11 protein-coding genes are annotated in these 19884 nt (G+C 30.2%); 4 read left to right on the top strand and 7 right to left on the bottom strand.

Going from position 1 to position 19884, the window contains the following annotated elements:
• Nucleotides 1-43: 43 nt before the first annotated feature.
• The 7 genes from ATE90_RS11585 to lpdA all read right to left on the bottom strand — a co-directional run bounded on the left by ATE90_RS11585 (nucleotide 44) and on the right by lpdA (nucleotide 7771).
• Complete coding sequence (locus ATE90_RS11585; RefSeq protein ID WP_143741121.1) at nucleotides 44-418, bottom strand: hypothetical protein; 375 nt, start codon at nucleotides 416-418, stop codon at nucleotides 44-46.
• Nucleotides 419-527: 109 nt separating this feature from the next.
• Nucleotides 528-2495: a protein-disulfide reductase DsbD family protein gene (locus ATE90_RS11580; protein WP_101451439.1), complete on the bottom strand. Its 1968-nt coding sequence runs from the start codon at nucleotides 2493-2495 to the stop codon at nucleotides 528-530.
• Entirely contained in the window at nucleotides 2495-3778 is a 1284-nt protein-coding gene (tilS, locus tag ATE90_RS11575) for a tRNA lysidine(34) synthetase TilS (RefSeq protein ID WP_036788493.1), read from the bottom strand. Before tilS ends, ATE90_RS11580 begins: the two co-directional genes overlap by 1 nt.
• 22 nt (nucleotides 3779-3800) lie before the next feature.
• Nucleotides 3801-4622, bottom strand: a complete 822-nt coding sequence (locus ATE90_RS11570; protein ID WP_052107612.1) for an alpha/beta hydrolase — start codon at nucleotides 4620-4622, stop codon at nucleotides 3801-3803.
• Nucleotides 4623-4624: 2 nt separating this feature from the next.
• Nucleotides 4625-4858 carry a hypothetical protein gene (locus tag ATE90_RS11565; protein ID WP_036788497.1) on the bottom strand — a complete coding sequence of 78 codons (234 nt, stop codon included), beginning with the start codon at nucleotides 4856-4858 and terminating at the stop codon, nucleotides 4625-4627.
• An 89-nt stretch (nucleotides 4859-4947) separates the two neighbouring features.
• Nucleotides 4948-6291 (bottom strand): anthranilate synthase component I family protein, encoded by a 1344-nt coding sequence (locus tag ATE90_RS11560; RefSeq protein WP_036788500.1) that lies wholly within the window; start codon nucleotides 6289-6291, stop codon nucleotides 4948-4950.
• Nucleotides 6292-6370: 79 nt separating this feature from the next.
• On the bottom strand, nucleotides 6371-7771 hold the full coding sequence (gene lpdA, locus ATE90_RS11555) for a dihydrolipoyl dehydrogenase (RefSeq protein WP_036788503.1): 1401 nt from the start codon (nucleotides 7769-7771) through the stop codon (nucleotides 6371-6373).
• Between the two features lie 135 nt (nucleotides 7772-7906).
• Between lpdA and ATE90_RS11550 the strand changes: the two genes are divergently transcribed.
• The 4 genes from ATE90_RS11550 to ATE90_RS11535 all read left to right on the top strand — a co-directional run bounded on the left by ATE90_RS11550 (nucleotide 7907) and on the right by ATE90_RS11535 (nucleotide 19879).
• Nucleotides 7907-8380 (top strand): heme-binding domain-containing protein, encoded by a 474-nt coding sequence (locus ATE90_RS11550; protein ID WP_036788505.1) that lies wholly within the window; start codon nucleotides 7907-7909, stop codon nucleotides 8378-8380.
• A 3-nt stretch (nucleotides 8381-8383) separates the two neighbouring features.
• On the top strand, nucleotides 8384-9625 hold the full coding sequence (locus ATE90_RS11545; RefSeq protein ID WP_441339158.1) for a glycosyltransferase: 1242 nt from the start codon (nucleotides 8384-8386) through the stop codon (nucleotides 9623-9625).
• A gap of 469 nt (nucleotides 9626-10094) precedes the next feature.
• Complete coding sequence (locus ATE90_RS11540; protein WP_036788512.1) at nucleotides 10095-11012, top strand: tail fiber protein; 918 nt, start codon at nucleotides 10095-10097, stop codon at nucleotides 11010-11012.
• Nucleotides 11013-11059: 47 nt separating this feature from the next.
• Nucleotides 11060-19879: a LamG-like jellyroll fold domain-containing protein gene (locus ATE90_RS11535; RefSeq protein ID WP_180335208.1), complete on the top strand. Its 8820-nt coding sequence runs from the start codon at nucleotides 11060-11062 to the stop codon at nucleotides 19877-19879.
• Nucleotides 19880-19884: the final 5 nt, after the last annotated feature.

The raw sequence follows: 19884 nt of genomic DNA, 5'->3' as shown, positions 1-19884 counted from the left end.
GCTAATAATGTCATTAAAAATTACGAAAACGATGGAAATTTGATTAGATTTTTTTCAATTGTTTATTTTTTTGTTTTTTTAAGAAATAAGGTTGAATTCTATTTTCAATACGATGCAAATTCCATTGCGAAGGGTCATTCTTGTAATTAATTTCTCTTGCTAGTCTATTGTTTTGATATCTTTTAAGATCATCTAATTTATAGATTGTTGGTTTCTTTTTCATGCCTTTAAATTCAAAAATACGGTGCACGCTTGGAACAGAAAAACTCTGGGACATTGGGAATTCTGCCGAGGGAAGTATTGTTACGAAAAATTTGAAAGCTGAAAAACCTAATCTCTTTTTTAATGCATCATAAGTATTTAAATCCTTGTTATCAAAATTGAGAGTATAAATGCTTTGAGATGTATTTACATTCATTTCGGTCTTTTGTTGCGCACTCATAGTGATGCTAAATAGCAAAATTATAAGTAAATAGAAGTATTTTGTCTGCATAACTCTTAGATCATTATTTTAGGTAAATATAAAATTATTTTTCATAAAAGGTTGTTAGTCCTTCTTTTAGCCAATTATAATATGTATCTCTATCCGTATATTGTTGAGTGTTATTTAATATTTCTAAATCAGGACTTAATAGAACATAATAAGGTTGGGATGCATTCTTAAAATTAATTACCTGAAAAGTAGACCATTTATCACCAACAGTTTTTATCTTCTTAACTTTTCCATTTTTCTTCAAATAATCGAATTGCTGTTCTTTAGGCAACTGTTTTTCATTATCATCTACATATAACGAAATCAATATATATTCATCTTTTAAGATTTCATAAATATCTGGTTCACTCCATACATTCTCTTCCATTTTTCTACAGTTTACGCAGGCCCAACCAGTGAAGTCTAACAAAATTGGTTTATTACTTTCTTTAGCAGCAACTATACCTTCATCAAAATCTTTATAACAGTTTAAACCTAAAGGGCAATCGCTCTCTTGTTCGTAAATACTATAAAATTGTGGAGGTGGAAAGCCGCTTAACAAACTTAAATTCCAAGTAGGATTTTTTAAAACACCAGGAGAAATATAAATAATAAACGAAATTATTAAAATGCCAAAAGATATTCTTGAGAAGGATAATTTTTTGATAGGGGAATCATGAGGAAATTTAATTTTAGCAAATAAATAGAGCGCTAATCCAACAAAAATCACAATCCAAATTGCTATAAAAACTTCTCGCTTCAGTAGATCCCAATGTGCTACTAAATCGGCATTGGATAAGAATTTAAATGCCAAAGCCAATTCTAAAAATCCTAAGACCACTTTTGTGGTATTCAACCATCCACCAGATTTTGGTAAAGAATTTAACCAACTTGGGAATAGTGCGAATAAAGCAAAAGGTAAGGCTAATGCCAATCCAAATCCTGTCATACCAGCCGTTAACTGTGTTGCTCCTCCATCAGAAGTTAAAGAGCTCGCCAATAAAGAACCTAAAATAGGGCCGGTACAAGAAAAGGAAACAATTGCCAAAGTTAACGCCATAAAGAAAATTCCAATAATTCCGCCAATAGAAGAAGCAGAATCCATTTTATTTCCCCAAGAACTTGGTAGTGTAATTTCGTAAAACCCGAAGAAAGAAAAAGCAAAAAATACTAACACCACAAAAAAGAAAATATTTAACCAAACATTGGTAGAAATTGTGTTAAGTATTTCTGGATCTAAATTGTCTAAAAAATGAAATGGAAGGCTTAATAAAATATAAATAAATACAATAAAAATCCCGTACAATATCGCATTAAAAACACCCTTCTTATTGTTTATTGATTGTTTAGTGAAAAACGATACTGTTAAAGGAATCATGGGGAAAACACAAGGAGTTAACAATGCTAATAAACCGCCAACAAAACCTAATAAAAAGATACTAAATAAACCATTTGAACTTTCTGTACCTGAATCTGTAGAATTCTTTAAAAGTGATGTGTTCTTTAAATTAAGCTTTAATTTTTTTGTAAGATTTGTGCTTTTTTCGTCAATTGAAATTTCTTCTTTTGAAATGTTTCCGGTTAAGGAAAAGGTAAAGTTTTCATCGACATTGATACAAGCAGTTTCACAAACTTGACCAAAGAAATTTAGTCTTATTTCTGAAATATTTTTATTGGTAAGTTGAATTCTTTGGGTAATAATTGCCTTGTCTTTAAAAACAATTTCTTCTTTTTCCCATGTTTCAGAATATTTTTTAAAAGTGTCTTGTTCATCGGCTTTACCAACTAGTTTATAACCAGATTCACCTTCAAGGATTGTAATTTCTAAAGGTAAAGAAGCTTCATCAGGATTGTATTGTGAATATAAATACCAACCTTTAAAAAGTGTTGCGGTAAAAATAAGGTTATACTCGGTTTCTGATATTTTTTGAATAGACGTTTCTATTTTTATTGGCTCGTTTGCAGTTTGTGCTTTTAAAAATAAAGAGGATAAAAGGATAAAAACGGTGATGAATTTCTTCATTATTTTGAGGTTATTTTTAAGATGTTTTTAGAGGATTTTTTAACCGATAAGCGTCTGTCTTGTCTATGGTTAATGATCCAAATAATTTCATTGTTCGCATTGCAAAGTAACCAAGTATTTTCTTTTTGAAGAAGAGAAAACTTCTCGTCTTTAAAATATTTACTCAACTTCTTTTTCCCTTGCATTCCACTGGGATAAAAATAGTCGCCATTTTGCCATTTTCTTACTATTAATGGATATTTTAATAAATCTTTATCCACGTAAATGTGCTGTTTGTCTTCTATTGCTATTTGCTGAACAATATTAAAGCTTAAAGAGATAGGATTTGTAATCTCTTTGTGATTTTCATCATCATCTATTTTACTCAACATTAAAAACGCTCTGTCTTTTAATAGTCGATGCGTTTTAGAGTAAACCTGTTTTCCTGATTGCGCAGAAAGTAGGCTGTAAACATCATTCCACTCCGTAAAATTGTACTCTTTTAACAGTTGATACAAATATGCTTTGGAGTTCGACAGTTGACGTATTTTATCAATGTCAATTTTTAAAATTGAGTTTTCAGATGTGATAATTTTTGCTGAAATATTAGCAATTCTATCTTCAATAATTTGTTTGCTTTGTTGTAAATGTTCTGATGTTTTTGAAAACGTTTCTAGTACATTTGGATTTATTTCTTTTAAAACAGGAACAATTTGATGTCTAATTTTATTTCTAATATATTTTGTTGAAGCGTTACTTGCATCTTCTCTCCATTTAATATTGTTGGCTTTTGCGTAGGCTAATATTTCTTCTCTAGAAAAAGCTAAAAGCGGACGAACAATATTTCCGTTAATTTTTGGAATTCCTGTAAATCCATCAAGACCTGATCCTCTTGTCAAATTAATGAGAAATGTTTCTAAATTATCGTCTGCGTGATGAGCCGTTAAAACAAAGTCAAAATTATGTTGTGCAATCAATTCTTGAAACCAATGATAACGTAATTCTCGGGCAGCAATTTGAGTCGAAAGTTTCTTTTCTTTTGCAAACTCTTCAGTAGTAAATTTTTTTGTAAAAATCTGATTAGACGTTTTTTGTGAAAATAATTTGACGAATTCCTCGTCTAAATCACTTTCTTTTGCTCGAAGTTGAAAATTACAATGTGCTAAAGAAGTAGTGAAATTTAACTCAAATAAGAGATGAGCTAAAACCACAGAATCTAAACCACCAGAAATAGCAATTAATAGTTTTTTGTCCTTTAAAAAAGGAAAATTTATATGGATATGTTCTTTGAATTTTTGCAGCATTTATGCTTCAAAAATACGGAAATTAAAGTTGAGAATTTAGCCAGTTTACAACATCTTCTAGCATTTCTTCTTTACACAAATCGTTTTGTAATTCATGATAACCATTTTCATACAGTTTTAGAGTTGCTTTATCAGAATTATTCGCAAATTCCTGCGTTCCTCTATAATCAATAATTTTATCACCTGTTCCATGTAATAAAAATATTGGAGTCTCCAGTTTACTTGCGTTTTCAATGGCCCATTTTCCGGAGTCAATAAAAGTTAAAGAGAAGTTAGGACTAATTTTAGCATGCACTAAAGGGTCGTTTATATACTTGTCAACTTCTATTTTTTCTCTAGAAATATCATTAGCATCTAACTCATTTCCCATGGTTATAGATGGCGCAATTTTTTGCAACAATTTGCCAACAGCTAGTTTAATCTTTGGTGGTTCAAAAGCCAATTTTAAAAACGGACTTGTAGCAATAATTCCTTTTAAGTCATGCTTTTTTTTGAGGGCATAATTGATAACAGTATTTCCACCCATCGAGTGGCCGTATAAGAAAATTGGTGCATCAGGAAATAATGCCTTTGCTTTTTCAATGGTCTTAGAAACGCTTTCTAAAACAGCTTCAAAGCTCGGATTATGACCACGCTTTCCAGTTGTTTTTCCATGTCCAAAATGATCGAAAGCGACAACAGAAAAATCATTTTCATTTAATTTTTTGGCCACATGTTTATAGCGTCCAGAGTGTTCGCCCATTCCATGCACCAAAACGATAACAGCTTTTGTGTTTTTTGCTTGCCAATATTGCCCGTAAAAATTGGTTTGATAAATATGAAAATTGAATTCTTTGTGCATCATAATTAGTGTCTTTTTAACCAAACTCTAATTTCTTTTCTTAAAGATTGTTCTGGTTTTGGTAGCGGAATTGTTTTTCCAAATTGCTTACTTCTATTAAACTTCGAAAAAGTTACTTTAAGTTGTTTCCATTCTGCAGGATACATTTCAAGAAACTTGTTAAACATACTTTGTTCAGTTTGTTTTTCTTTGAGTTTATCAAAAATCAGTTGAAATTTTTCTTCTTGGTTGATAATCATTGAGTAAATATAGTTAAAAAAGATTTCTATTTTTCTTGAAATAAGTTCAGTAGAATTAAAAGGAATAATTGAATTTAAAATTAATAATTTTACTTGGAGTTTAGCAATACATATTTCATCGCTTTTGCTTTTAATAAGCACTCTTCATATTCTTTTTCAGGAATAGATTTAGCGGTAATTGCGCCACCAACAGAATAAGAAATGTATTTCTGTTCTTCATTGTACAGAATACTTCTTATAACAACATTAAAATCGAAATTCCCATTAGGGGTAAAGTAACCAACCGTTCCTGAGTACAAGCCACGTTTTGTTTCTTCTAAATCTTCAATTATTTTCATTGCAGAAATTTTTGGAGCTCCTGTCATACTTCCCATAGGGAACGTGTCTTTAATGACGTCTATGGGATGCGTCTTCTCTTCAATTTCTGAAACTACGGTAGAAATTAATTGATGCACTTGTTTAAAAGAATATACTTTACATAACTCTTCAACTTTTACAGTTCCTTTTTTTGCGGATTTAGACAAATCATTTCTAACCAAATCTACAATCATTACATTTTCTGAACGTTCTTTTTCATCTCTATGCAAATCGACTGCAATTTGTGCATCATCAAACGCACTAATTAATCTTTTTGCAGTTCCTTTTATCGGTTGAGAAATTATTTTTGTTCCTTCTTTTCTAAGATATCTTTCTGGAGTTGCTGATAATAAATATTGATGGTCCATTTTAAAAAAAACGGCAAATGGAGGTTCTGAAATTTTGTTTAAATCATTAAAAACTTCTAAAGGATTTATAGTGCTATTTTCCGCATAAAATTCTTGACAAAAATTGGCTTCATAGATATTTCCTTTTTTAATATGGTCTAAAATTTTGTTTACTTTATTGTAATATTCATCTTTGTGAATTCGGAGTTTTATTTTGATGTCATTTTCCAAATTTTCAGAGGTAGTGTTTTGACTTTGGGAAACAGCAGCTTGGTCGGTATCTACATTTTTGTGGTACTTTTTTATAGTTTCAAAATCATTTTCAATTTCATCATCTACCATCTTTAGGTAGTGAAATTCTATAGTATTTCCTTTAATGAAAATTAATTTTTGTGGTTGAAAAAAGTACAAGTCCGCAAAATCTAAACCATCAAAATTATTCGAAGAAAGTAGTTCAACATCATTTTTTACATCATAAGAAATGTATCCAAAAATATAATCTTTAGTTAGGGTTTGATATTCTTTTAATTTCTCAAATGCATTTTGATAATCTGTTTTAATCGCGGTAAACTCCTCGACTGCTAAAACACAGTCAAAACTTGAGTACTGTTGTTTATAATTATTAGAATCTAACCAAATTGCAGTTTCAAATTGTTGAGACCAAGAAAGTAAATTTGTTTTAAATTTAGCTAGTTTGTCAGCAGAAAATGTACGAATCGTTCTTTGCATATGTTTGGTAAAAATACTCGAAAGTTTTAGAAACAAAAAAACCTCACAAGTAGTGAGGTTTCTAATTGGTATTTATATTTTATGCATTTAAAGGTTTTCCATCCCAGGCAGCTTTTGCAGCTTCTTTTACAGCTTCAGAATAGGTTGGGTGACCATGACAAATTCTTGCTAAATCTTCAGCAGAAGCTCTAAACTCCATGGCAACGGCAGCTTCCATAATTAAATCTGCAACACGTGCGCCAACCATGTGAACTCCTAAAATTTCATCTGTTTTTTTATCAGCTAAAACTTTAACAAAACCATCAATATCTCCACTTGCACGAGACCTTCCTAAAGCTCTCATAGAAAATTTACCCGCTTTATAATCAATTTTTGCTTCTTTTAATTCGTCTTCAGTCTTACCAACTGCAGCAGCTTCTGGCCAAGTGTACACAATACCAGGAATTAAATTATAATTAATATGAGGTTTCTCACCCGCTAAATATTCTGCGACAACAACACCTTCTTCCTCTGCTTTGTGCGCCAGCATAGCACCTTTAACAACATCGCCAATTGCATAGATAGAATCAATATTAGTTTGCAAATGGTCGTTTACAGAAACTTGACCACGTTCATTTACTTCAACGCCAATTTTTTCTAAACCTAAACCTTCTGTATATGCTTTTCTTCCTACAGAAACCAAACAATAATCACCAGAAAATTCAATTTCTCTATCTTTTTTATCAGTAGCTTTTACAACAACAGTATTTCCGCTTCTTTTTACAGAGGTTACTTTATGACTGGTCGCAAATTTAATCCCTTGTTTTTTAAATACTTTTTGCAATTCTTTAGAAACATCTGTATCCATTCCTGGTACAATTTTGTCCATATATTCAATTACGGTAACATCTGCTCCCAAACGTTTGTATACAGAACCTAATTCTAAACCAATAACACCTCCGCCAATAACAATTAAATGCTTCGGTACTTCCGGCAGTTTTAACGCTTCAGTAGAGGTAATTATACGTTCTTTGTCAAGAGAGATAAAAGGTAAAGTTGATGGTTTTGAACCTGTTGCAATAATGATATTTGTTCCTTCAATTATTACTGAAGTGCCATCATTTTTTGAAATCTTTACATGCGTAGCATCTTGGAAAGAACCTAAACCTTCATAAACATCAATCTTATTTTTGTCCATTAGATACTTAATTCCACCAGTTGTAGTTTCTACAACTTTCGCTTTTCTTTCCACCATTTTGCCAAAATCGAAAGAGGGATTTTGAACAGAAATACCATGCTCTTCAAAATGATGAACAGCATCGTAATAATGGTGTGAAGAATCTAGTAAAGCTTTAGAAGGAATACAACCTACATTTAAACATGTACCACCTAAAGTTGAATATTTTTCAATAATTGCTACTTTTTTACCTAATTGAGATGCTCTAACTGCAGAAATGTATCCTCCAGGACCAGAACCAATTACAATAATATCGTATTTCATGAGTGCGTTTATTTTGTGTAATCTTTGACCTTACGGTTTGGTTTTCAATAATAGTTGACAAAAATACGGATATTTTCACAAAATAAAGTGAGAATTTAGTAGTTTTACTATCTTATACATCTTAAAATTTATCCGATGAAAATACTTAAAAAATTAGGTTACTTTTTGTTATTCGTTTTCATTATTGCTCAGTTTTTTAGACCTGAAAAAAATGAAGGAGATTTGGCTTCTGTAGATAGTTTTATTGCAGAAACAAATCCGCCAGAAAATGTAAAAAATATTTTTGAAACTACTTGTTACGACTGTCATTCAAGTAAAACAGCATATCCTTGGTACAATAATATTACGCCTGTAAATTATTGGCTAGCAAGCCATGTTAAAGATGGTAAAAAGCATTTGAACTTTTCTAAATGGAACGAATATTCTTTAAAAAAGAAAGAGCATAAAATGGATGAGTTGTATGAAGAGGTTGCAGAAGGAGAAATGCCTTTAAATTCTTATACTTGGACGCATTCGGAAGCTAATTTGTCACAAGAGCAAGTTGATGCAGTAGTTACTTGGGGTAAAAAAGTACAAGCAGATTACAAGCGACAAATGAATACTAAGTAATCGATTTTGCAGCAGGTTTTAATTATTGGATATGTTTGGGTAGAACCCAATTCTTCTGCTGCAGGAAGTAGAATGCTGCAACTTATTGAGCAGTTTTTAAAACAAAACTGGAAAGTAACTTTTGCTTCTCCAGCCCAAAAGAGTGAGAAGGCAGCAAGTTTAGGTTCTTTAGGAATTGATGAAGTTTCTATTGAATTAAATAATACTTCTTTTGATGATTTTATAAAAGATTTACAACCAACTATTGTATTATTCGATCGTTTTATGATGGAAGAACAATTTGGCTGGCGAGTTGCAGAAAATTGTCCAAATGCATTGCGAATTTTAGATACTGAAGATTTGCATTTTTTGCGAAAAACAAGACAGCAACAATTAAAAAAAGGACAAGAATTTACAACGGAAGCGTTGTTGAAATCAGAGGATACTAAAAGAGAGATTGCATCCATATTAAGATGTGATGTATCTTTAATCATTTCAATGTTTGAAATGGATTTATTAAAATCTATTTTTAAGGTTGATGAAAAAATTCTCTGTTATTTACCATTTTTACTAGATAAGATTGATACACATCAAATTAAAAATTGGGTACCTTTTGAAGAAAGAGAGCATTTTATTTTTATTGGTAATTTTTTCCATAAACCAAATGTTGATGCGGTATTAACTATCAAAAATGAAATTTGGAATGAAATTAAGGAGAGCCTCCCAGAAGCTCAAGTTCATATTTATGGTGCGTATATAACTCAACAAATTCAAGAATTGCATAATAAAAAAGATGGGTTTATTATAAAAGGTTTTGCAGAAGATGCAAAAGAGGTTGTTGGTAATGCAAAAGTTGTTTTAGCTCCGTTACGTTTTGGAGCAGGAATAAAAGGAAAACTTACGGAAGCAATGATTTGTGGAACGCCAAGTGTAACCACAACAATTGGTGCAGAAGGTATGTGTAACAATTTATCTTGGAATGGATTTATAAATGATGATTATTATGAATTTTCGAAAAAAGCAATTCAGTTATTTTCTGATGAAAAAATATGGAAGCAATCTCAGCAAAATGGAATTGAAATCATCAATCAAATTTACGATAAAGAAAAGTTAAGTGCTCCTTTTATCAACCAAATAGAAGAAATTCAAGATAATTTGGAAACTCATAGAACTCATAATTTCATGGGAAGTTTGTTGCAACATCACACGCTTCAAGCTACAAAATATATGAGTAAATGGATTGAAGCTAAAAATAGTAAGCAGTAGGCAGTTTTCAGTGGACAGTGTCTTGCTGACTGAGAACTGCCTACTGAAGAATGCAAACTATATTAACCCTGTTCTTTTTAATAACGCATCTGGTTTTGGTTTATGGCCTCTAAAACGTTTGTGTAAAATCATCACTTTTTATTAGTACTGCTTTAAGATCGTAATCTTTTTATATCATAGAGGTTGTTGCAAAAGTTATCTTTTTCTAAAAGGTTTTAAAAAAAACAGTTTTAGTGTAAAATTACTATGACAACTAGCTTTTAGTTGAATCTTTTTCATGTTTTTTTTCTAAAATATTAGCATAAATTACTGGGAATCTTAGGTTTATAACAATTTTATTTTCATAAACATCTAGAAATGCAGTATCTATGAAAAAGGATTAGAAAAATCACCCCTAATTATTCTTTGAAATTCAATATAATTTTTAACCTTTGACATATTATTTTAATTAGAAACTAATCACTCAACCATGAAAAAAGCATTCCTTTCTTTAATATTACTTTTTATTACATTAAACTTTTTTGCACAAGCCTCTTTTACAGCAACTGGCATTGCTGTGCAGGGTATTGCAAGAGATGCAAACAATTCTTCATATAAAAATCAAAATATTACATTAGATTTTGAATTTTTTAGTAAAACTGATGCTGGAGCAGAAAATGCAACTTTTTCTGTAGTTTCTAAACAAGTAGTTACAGATAATTTTGGAGTTTTTTCTACTATAATAGACCCAACTTTTGAGAATAATGCTGTTTTTGCCAACCAAAAAGTTTGGTTACGTATTACAAATAAAGAAGATTCCAATATTATTCAAGAATCTCAACTAATGCATGTACCTTATGCCATTTCTGCAAATAATGGAGTGCCTACTGGTGCTATTATGCCTTTTATTGGTGATGAAAACTCTGTACCTGAAGGATGGTTATTATGTGATGGAGCTAGCATACCTACTAATACTGCCACTGAGAAATTAAGAGCTTTATTAGGGGATACAAATACACCTAATTTAAAAGGTAGATTTTTAAAAGGTTCAGGTACATCTTCAGAATCAAATGTAGATGCTATTGGTGTAAAAGGATATCAAAACCAATCTACTAGAACAAAGAACCATGAACATTCCGATGATTTGAGTGTAGATTGGAATCACGCTTTATCAAACTGGAGCAAACAAGTTCCTGTGTCTTCATCATGGAGAGATGTTGTAAATTACAATGGTGAAACTGATGGTGATCCAGAAGGGTTTCCAAGAAGACATTCTAATGAAGCTGTATTAGGCGACAATACTAATCATAAGCATAATATGTCTGGTAGTGTTAATGGAATTACTAACACTGACAACTCTGAAGTTAGACCAAGTAGTTTTGGTGTAAATTATATTATTAAATTATAACAGGTTATAATATGAAAAAAATAATTATAACCATAAGTTTCTGCCTTATGGCATTAAACTTATTAGCCCAAGTAAGTGATGGGGCACAAATTGTAACTACATCCCAGCGTTCTCCTGACCCTGAAGATATTAAAGTTCTTACAATTAATGGAAATTCAGCAACTATTCAATTACAAGTAGGTGTAATATTTCAACGAGGAATTGTGGATCAAAATAATACAACCCCAACTTATAATGCAATTTTTAGGTTCCCTTGGGATATACTATACATTTATGATACTTTTAGTGAAGAAAATGCTTCCTTTGATATTTCGAAAGGTTTTTTTGGTGATAAAGTTTTGATTTCTTGGGAGCTAAAAAATAATTATGATGACATTAAACTGTTAAAAATTTACAGAAGAAAATATACCATTGATAATTCTGAAAATTGGATTTTTCAAAGTAATGTCTCTAAAGATGAAAACAGTTATGAAGATTTATATGTTGATGGAGGTGTACTTTACGAATACAAAGTTGAAGCTGATGGATTAGATGGTAATGACTATTTACAAAAATACATTACAGGTATTGGGTTTAGAAGCCCAACAGCAATTGTAACAGGTAATGTTAGTTTTGATGGGGGTAGTGGTGTACCAGATGTAACTGTTTCTGCAACTACAAATACTAATAACGAAAGTTCTGGAAACTCTTTATTAATTAATTATAACTCATTTATAGATATTAAAAGAATAAACAAACCCATTGATAAAGTTGCTACTTTGCAAACTTGGGTAAAACCTTTTGAACGACCAAATAACCCAGCACCAATTAGGCTTTTTAATTTAAATGACACAAATAAAAACATTGATATTACTGTAAGAGTAGATCAACCAAATTTTGGTGGTTTGGTCTTTGAAGTAGGTAACTCACAGTTTATTCTACGAAATTTTTTTCCAACTGGGAATACAAATAATAGAGGAGATGATATAATGCTACCTATAGATTCTTTTTTCGATGTTTTCACTCATTTTTCAGTGGTATTAAATGATAATGAAAAACCTAAATTATTTATAAACGGAAGAGAAATTAATCAAACTTATATAGAAAAAATACAAGAACTTGAAATTACAGAAAATGATAAAAAAATAAACCCTTATAAAGATATTAACTTTCAAATTTTTAATAAAATTATAGATTTGTCAACTACTCATGAAGGTTCTTGGAATGATATAAAAATTGGTGGAACAACTAAAGCTATTTTTGATGAAATAAGAATTTGGAATTCTGAATTATCTGAAAACGAAATAAGAACAGATTTTAAAAGATATATCAGTGGAAATGACAAAAGATTAATCAGCTATCTAGGAATTAATGAAGGCCTTGGTATACATATATATGATAATTCTAGAGATGGATTTAACTACAATAAAAACCATGCAGAATTTCGTACCATAGGAATTTATAATAAACACGAAATTACTTGGTTAGAAGGCGTAAACAATACTGCTAGTACTTCTAAAATTAATAATGATGTTAGTGGACCCTACCAACTGGGAGTTTTAGGTGTTACTGATGAAAATGGTAATTATGAAATTTCTGCTATTCCATATTCTGGTACTGGAGAATCTTTTAAGATTACTCCCTCTATTGGTTTGCATCAATTTGAACCGGGCCAAAAATTGGTTTATTTAGGACAAGGCTCTACAGTAGTAAATGATGTTAATTTTATAGATAAATCTTCTTTTCAATTTAAAGGACAGGTGCTGTATGATTCTAGGGGTGTATTCCAACCTTTTGCTGACCCTGTAGCAAGTGGTGCTGGAATAACTGAAGATGGTTATAATGCCTACCAAGATCTTAATGGAGTACCATATGCTAAAGGACAACATTGGTTAAATCCTGGTGAAGATTTAAATAGTAAAACAGATGATACTTTAGAGGAGTATGCAAAAATTACTATTGAAGGTGCAAATATTTACATAGATGGTGAAATAGTTTTAGACTCAAATAATTTTCCTGTTATAACTGATACTGAAGGGAAGTTTACAATAAATGTACCCATAGGTAACCATTATATTACTGTTAAAAAAAATGGTCATGAATTTGAATTTGATGGTAGATATCCAAAAACCTCAAGTGACCCAAAAGATAATTTTGAAGAGTTTTTTGAAAACAGAGAAGATATTGTAACCTTTGTTGACAAAACTAGAGTAACTGTTGTTGGACGAATTGTTGGAGGTGCAGTGCAAGCTGAAAAAGAAATTGGTTTTGGATTAGATGCTACATTAGATGAAGATAACAATGAAATAGGGGGTGTTTTTAAGAAAACCTATATTGATACAGAAGGTAAAGAAGTTGATGAAATCATTAGTTCTATAAATAATATTGGCCAAGCTAAAGTTGTATTTAATTATCCAGACCATGATAAAGTTCAACCAGAAACCCAATTCACTTTTAAAACAAATAAAGAAACAGGGGAGTTTAGAATCGCAATTTTACCAATAATTTACAAGTATAAAAAAGAAGATATAACTATAATTACTCAACCATCACTTCCTATAGGTTCAACTTCAGCAATAGAGTTAGATTTCTCAAAAATACCGGATAAAATAACACCTACATATGAGTCAGAAAACATAGAAAAAACAGAAGGTAATCCTTATCATTACAAACAATCTTTTAACTATAGAGCTACTCCTGTTCTAAATGTAATTAATCAAGAATCTGAAAATAATGTAACTATAAATGGAGAAAGTTTTAGCACAGATGGATTTGCATACCCAATATACGATCAGAAAAATAAGGAGGGTTATAGTATTTATTTACAGACATTTGAAAAATATACAAATTATGATAATACAATACCAACAGATGATATTGTTCCTGTTATAGATGGTGAATTGGTTATTAACAATGAATTAGCACTTGAAGGAACTGAGAGACTTACTTCTGATAAAAACTCAAGTTTTTCTAAATATTCTTTTAATGCTGGGGTTCCATCATTTGCTGCAAATTCAGAATTTTTAAAACCAATAAGTCTTAAGTTTAAGTTGGATGGTGAATTTTATAACCCAGTTGGAGATTTTAAAAATAAAGGTATAATTATAGGAGGAGCTTCTGATGGCACTAAAACTTTTACAACTAATGCCCCAGATATTCCTGACATTATTTTAAGAGACCCACCAGGATCAAATAGTTTTGCGTCTATTGAAAAGGGACAAAGTATAAGTTTTAATACTTCAGCCTCATTCGCAGATAGCGAAGGAGGTTCAGAAACCTTAGAGTTTGATTTTGGAGTAGAAATGAATATTTCTAAAGGAGTTGCTCCAGGTCCAATAGATAAAATAGAAGTAGAAGATGGACTTGATTTAAGTACGAGTCTTAATTATAAATCTACTAATGGAAATAGTGTTACAAAAACGTATACCTTTAATCAAACCATATCTACAAGTGATGACCCAGACTGGGTAGGTGCAGATGCAGATTTATATATTGGTAATTCAGTGAACTTATTTTATAGTTCTTTTAACAAATTAACACTTACTAAAGCAATTGTCGGTGATGTCGCTAACAACGTTGAACTTACCAATAGTTTTGGAGAAAAAGTGTATTTAAATCTAAAATCAGATTTTGCAATGTCCCCTGACCCTTCAGATACCTTTTTTGTATATTCTCAAAGGTATATTTTAAACGATTTAATACCTCAATATATATCTTTTATAGCTGCAATAAATGCGGTAGACTCTGAAATAACAGAAGGTGAAGATGGCTGGTTAACAGTAGATGAATATAAACAACAAATAAGACTTTGGCGTGAAATTATTTTAAAAAACGAATTAGATAAATTCATTGCTGTTACTCCAAGTTTAAAAGCTAAAAAGAAAGAGATTTTAAAATATATAACAAATACATTTAATAAAGATCTTAAAGACATAATTGATAGTAGTGACGATCCTTTAGGAGAAATAAATCTTAATAGTAAATTAGATAATTCAAAAAAAATTGCTGAATTATTAGATCAATATTATGAAGAAAATGTTTCTTTTGATGCTGGTGTAGGTGAAATAACTAGAAGTATAGAAACAACAACTATTCTCGATAACAACGTAGAATACAATATTACTATTGATGAAAGTGTAGCTGCAAGAATAGGTAAGAGTTTTAATAAATTTGGTTTAAACACTAATACTTCTGGATTTTTTCAACAAGATATTAATACTACATTATCTGAAGAAGAACAAAAAACAACAATTTTTAGTTATACTATAAAAGATAATGATAAAGCCAACTTATTAAGTTTGGATATTATAAATGTATTTGGAGATTTTGGTCCCATTTTTATAACTCAAGGTGGGAGGACATCTTGTCCATATGAAGGTGGTGAAGTATCTAAACTATTAACAAAACAAAAATTTAAAAATTATTTTTCAGTAATACATCCTGCTCAATCAAGTTTAGAAAATAAAAAAGCTGAATTCAAAAGAATAAATTATAAAATTAATCATACTCTTTATTCAGACCAGGAAGAATATAATACTGATAAAGCAAATTTAGATTTAATTGATAAAGAAATAAAAATATTTCAGAAAGTAATTAAAGACAATTACAAAAGCCTAGTAGAGAATTTTGAGTCATTAGATAATTTAGAGTCAACTGATAATGCAGTACTTTCGTTTGGAACACAAAGAGTTGAGGTACCATTATTAGAAGTTTTAGATGCAGATGTTGTTAATATACCTGAAGATAAAAATGGAGAGTACACTTTAAGATTAGGAAATAATAGTGCATCAGGCAGTGATGCCACTTTTGTTTTAAAAGTAGATAATAATACCACTAACAATGAGATAACAACAAATATAGAAGCTAATGGCACAATTGTTAATGTACCTTATGGTAAAACAGTAGATTTCTTATTAACTATTGGCAAATTAAGATCAGACAAATATGATTATCAAGGAATTAGGGTAATTTTAGAATCTTTGTGTGATGGAGAAGATGTAAGCGCGGATGTTATTGTTAATGCTTCTTTTGTACCTACATGTACAGATGTAGTTGTAGATTTACCAGCAGATAATTGGGTTTATAATAGAAGCACTGCTTTTAATTCTGATGGCACAACAAAACCATTAAATATTAATTTAAATAGCTTTAATGCATCTTTTAATAGCTTTCAAAAAATTGAGTTACAATATAGATTGGCAACTTCACCAAACTGGAACCTTTTGCAAACCTATTACGCTTCGCAAACTCTTTATGATGAAGCTATAGTTAATGGATTAATCGCATCACAAATTTCTCTCATTAATAGTAGTGATTTATTATTTCCTTTTAATATCGCTGATAAAAACCTATCAAATGGAGAATACGAAATTAGAGCCATAAGTTATTGTACAGGTGGAGGACCAGATGGAACACAAACAATCTCAGAAATTATTAAAGGAACTGTAGATTTAAATGCACCTGAAAAATTTGGAACGCCATTGCCTATAGATGGTATTCTTGGTGTTGGAGAAGATTTAAGAGTGCGTTTTAATGAAAATATAACTTATAATCCAAGTATAAGTAAAATTGAAATTTTAGGAGTAACCAACCAAGAACCTATAGATAATAGTGTTTCTCTATACTTTAATGGAATCAATAATAATGTTACTATAGAAAAACCAAGAATTGTAAATGGAGATTTTTCATTAGAATTTTGGATGCTAAATCAAACTACTGCCTCTTCTGCAACAATCTTTAATCAAGAAGATGGCTTAAATATTAGTATACAAAATGGTAACCTAACTGCAACTATTGGGAGCAATACTATATCAGAAGTAATAAATAATGACAATTCATTTCATCATTATACAATTTCTTATGAAAGTGAAACTGGTACATTATATCTATATGAAGATAGTACTGTTTTAAAATTAATTAACGGAGAAGCAAATACTTCTTTTACAAATAACAAAACACTTAAAATTGGTGGAAGTAATTTTATTGGAAATATTCATGACTTAAGAATTTGGAGTAAATTTATAAGTATAGATGATGCCATAGCAAATTTATCTACTAAATACATAGGTAATGAAAGTGATTTATTAGGCTATTACCCAATGAATGAAGGAAGAGGAGAGTTAGCAAACGATTTGGCTTTCTTTAAACATGGTATCGTAAATACTAATTGGGATATAAAACCAAAAGGAACTTCTTATGAATTTTCTAATAGACAATATTTAGAATTAGACCAACTCTCTAAAGTTATCCTTACAGAAAACATGGATGCAACCATTTCTTTTTGGTTAAAAACTGGTGCATCCCAAGATGCGACTATTTTCTCTAATGGAAGAGGTAATGATACAGACCCAAAAAACACTAATGGCTTTTCAGAAAAATGGGCTATTAATATAAATAACAATGGTTTGTTAAGTTTTGAAAGCGAAGAACAATCTTATCCGATAACTTCAGAAAGTATTGTAGATAATAAATGGCATCATATAGCATTAGTTTTAAACAGAAAAGGTGCTTTAAATACATTTATAGATGCTGAACAAGTATCAAGTAATGCTGTAAATGAGATTAATGGTTTTTCTGAAACTAAAGCTTGGTTAGGAGCAAGAGGTCATAAAGATGCAGTTGGTTTAGAAACCATAGATAGAGTTTTTTCTGGTAAAATAGATGAATTTAGACTTTGGAATTCAGCTAGAACCATAGAACAAATTAGTAGAGATCGTTTTAATGAAGTAGATAACCAAAGTTTAGGTTTAATGTTATACTTAAGATTTAATGAACCTAAACCTTCTACAGGGAATGGCCCTAGATATTGGCATACTTCTACTGGAAATGATAACATCCCAAATAATTCAATATTTAATACTGGAGATGCAAATTATAGTGATGATGTTCCTGCCATAAAACCAGCAAGAAAGTTAACAAAGTTTGGTGTTAACCATGTAATAAATGGAGATGAATTAATAATAGAACCAGCAGTTTCAGATTGGGCTGTTTTAGAAGGACAAGTTTTAGACATTACTGTTCACAGAATGTTCGATAGCGCTTATAACAGACAAGAATCTCCCATAACATGGACTGCTTATGTGCAAAAAAATGAAGTAGATTGGTTTGTAGAAGATCATATTCATGTAGTAGATATTATTAAATATAAAGACGAAGATAAAACCTTCGAAATTACATTAGTAAATAATGGAGGAACTACAGAACAGTTTTCTATATTAAACAGTCCTAATTGGCTACATTTAGATGTTAGCTCTGGTATAATATCTCCAGATAGCAAAAGGATTATAACTGCAACTATAGATAAAGAGTTAGGAGCTAATGTTTATAATGAAATCTTATATCTAGAAACAGATTTTGGACATAATCAAACGTTACCACTAAATTTAAGAGTTTTAGAACAAGAACCTGATTGGGCAGTAAATCCTAATAATTTTACATCTAGTAGTAATATTATTGGTAGAATTAAAGTAGATGGTATTTTCTCTGCTGACCAATATGATAGAATTGGCGTATTTTATAATGATGAAGTACGTGGTGTAGCTAATTTACAATATGACGATTCTTACAAGCAGTATTATGTTTACCTAACCATTTATAGTAATGCAGGGAAAGTTGATGACACTGATGGGAGTGAAACAGAAAATTTAACATTTAAAATTTGGGATGCTTCGCAAGGAAAAGTATTAGAATCTACTATAGATAATATTCTAACAATACCTTATCAGCTTAACGATGTTATGGGTAATTTAGTAAACCCTAAACTTTTTGAAAATACTAGTTCTATAGAACAAGAAATATCTTTTAATGAGGGTTGGACTTGGGTATCTTTTAATGTAAATGATGATAATTTCATTAACTTAAACGAGTTAACGAAAAACATGGCATTAGCTACTAATGATAGAATGGTTTCTACTGCTCCTGTTAAATCAGAGACCTATACAGAAAATTTTGGATGGGATGGAACGATCTCTAATTCTGGAGGTATAAGTGCAGACAACATGTATAAGATTTATTTATCGAATGAACAATCTTTAAAAATTAAAGGATCTATAGTAAACATTAACAATTGGTCATTCCCTATTGTTAAAGATTGGAATTGGCTGCCATTTACCTTACCATCTAATGTACTTTTAAATGATGCATTGGCTAACTATCAGGCAACTACAAATGATGTAATTAAATCTCAAAATTTATTTGCAATTTATGATCAGAATAATGGTTGGATTGGTTCTTTACATTATTTAGAAGATGGAAAAGGTTATATGTTAGAATCTGCTATTGAGCAAAATTTTAATTATCCAATTTCTTATGCAAAAACATCTTTAAAAGGTAATTCTCAAGAAAATATTTCACAGGAATTTTCAAAGTATTCTAATTCTATGAATGCTATAGTTTTATTACCAAAAGAATATGATGAGTTATTAGTTTTAAATTCCAAAAATGAAATAAGAGGACAGTCAAAAACAAAACTGTATGGTGGTAAACTACTATCTTTTATTACTATTTATGGAGAAAATATAGATGATTTAGAGTTTTACCTTAAAAATGAAAATACTTTAAAACCTTCAACTAAAAAGTTTAGTTTTAATAGAAATACGCTTTTAGGAACATTTAAAGAGCCAATAGATTTAAGAGAGCACAAATTTAATTTTAGTGTTTCACCTAACCCATTTAAGAATGAACTTTCAATTAAAGTAAATGCAGACAAAGATGAAACTTCTAGAATTATTTTATTCTCAATTACCGGTCAACAAGTTTTTGAAAAAGAATTCAAAATAAACAAAGGGAATAACTCCTTAACAGTAAACCCTGAAATTAGTAATGGAGTTTACCTCCTCCATTATATAAGTAATAACGAAACAATTATTAAAAAAATAATTAAAGATTAATGAAA

Origin of the sequence: Polaribacter sp. Hel1_33_96, from assembly GCF_002846595.1 — a bacterium.
Classification (GTDB): Bacteria; Bacteroidota; Bacteroidia; order Flavobacteriales; family Flavobacteriaceae; genus Polaribacter.
This window is presented reverse-complemented; position numbering and strand designations above follow the sequence as displayed.

Excerpts from the sequence above, each read along its gene's own strand:
- ATE90_RS11565 (WP_036788497.1), bottom strand. The coding sequence starts at position 4,858 with ATGATTATCAACCAAGAAGAAAAATTTCAACTGATTTTTGATAAACTC.
- ATE90_RS11580 (WP_101451439.1), bottom strand. The coding sequence starts at position 2,495 with ATGAAGAAATTCATCACCGTTTTTATCCTTTTATCCTCTTTATTTTTA.
- ATE90_RS11550 (WP_036788505.1), top strand. The coding sequence starts at position 7,907 with ATGAAAATACTTAAAAAATTAGGTTACTTTTTGTTATTCGTTTTCATT.
- ATE90_RS11540 (WP_036788512.1), top strand. The coding sequence starts at position 10,095 with ATGAAAAAAGCATTCCTTTCTTTAATATTACTTTTTATTACATTAAAC.
- ATE90_RS11535 (WP_180335208.1), top strand. The coding sequence starts at position 11,060 with ATGGCATTAAACTTATTAGCCCAAGTAAGTGATGGGGCACAAATTGTA.
- ATE90_RS11585 (WP_143741121.1), bottom strand. The coding sequence starts at position 418 with ATGAATGTAAATACATCTCAAAGCATTTATACTCTCAATTTTGATAAC.
- ATE90_RS11560 (WP_036788500.1), bottom strand. The coding sequence starts at position 6,291 with ATGCAAAGAACGATTCGTACATTTTCTGCTGACAAACTAGCTAAATTT.
- tilS (WP_036788493.1), bottom strand. The coding sequence starts at position 3,778 with ATGCTGCAAAAATTCAAAGAACATATCCATATAAATTTTCCTTTTTTA.
- lpdA (WP_036788503.1), bottom strand. The coding sequence starts at position 7,771 with ATGAAATACGATATTATTGTAATTGGTTCTGGTCCTGGAGGATACATT.
- ATE90_RS11570 (WP_052107612.1), bottom strand. The coding sequence starts at position 4,622 with ATGATGCACAAAGAATTCAATTTTCATATTTATCAAACCAATTTTTAC.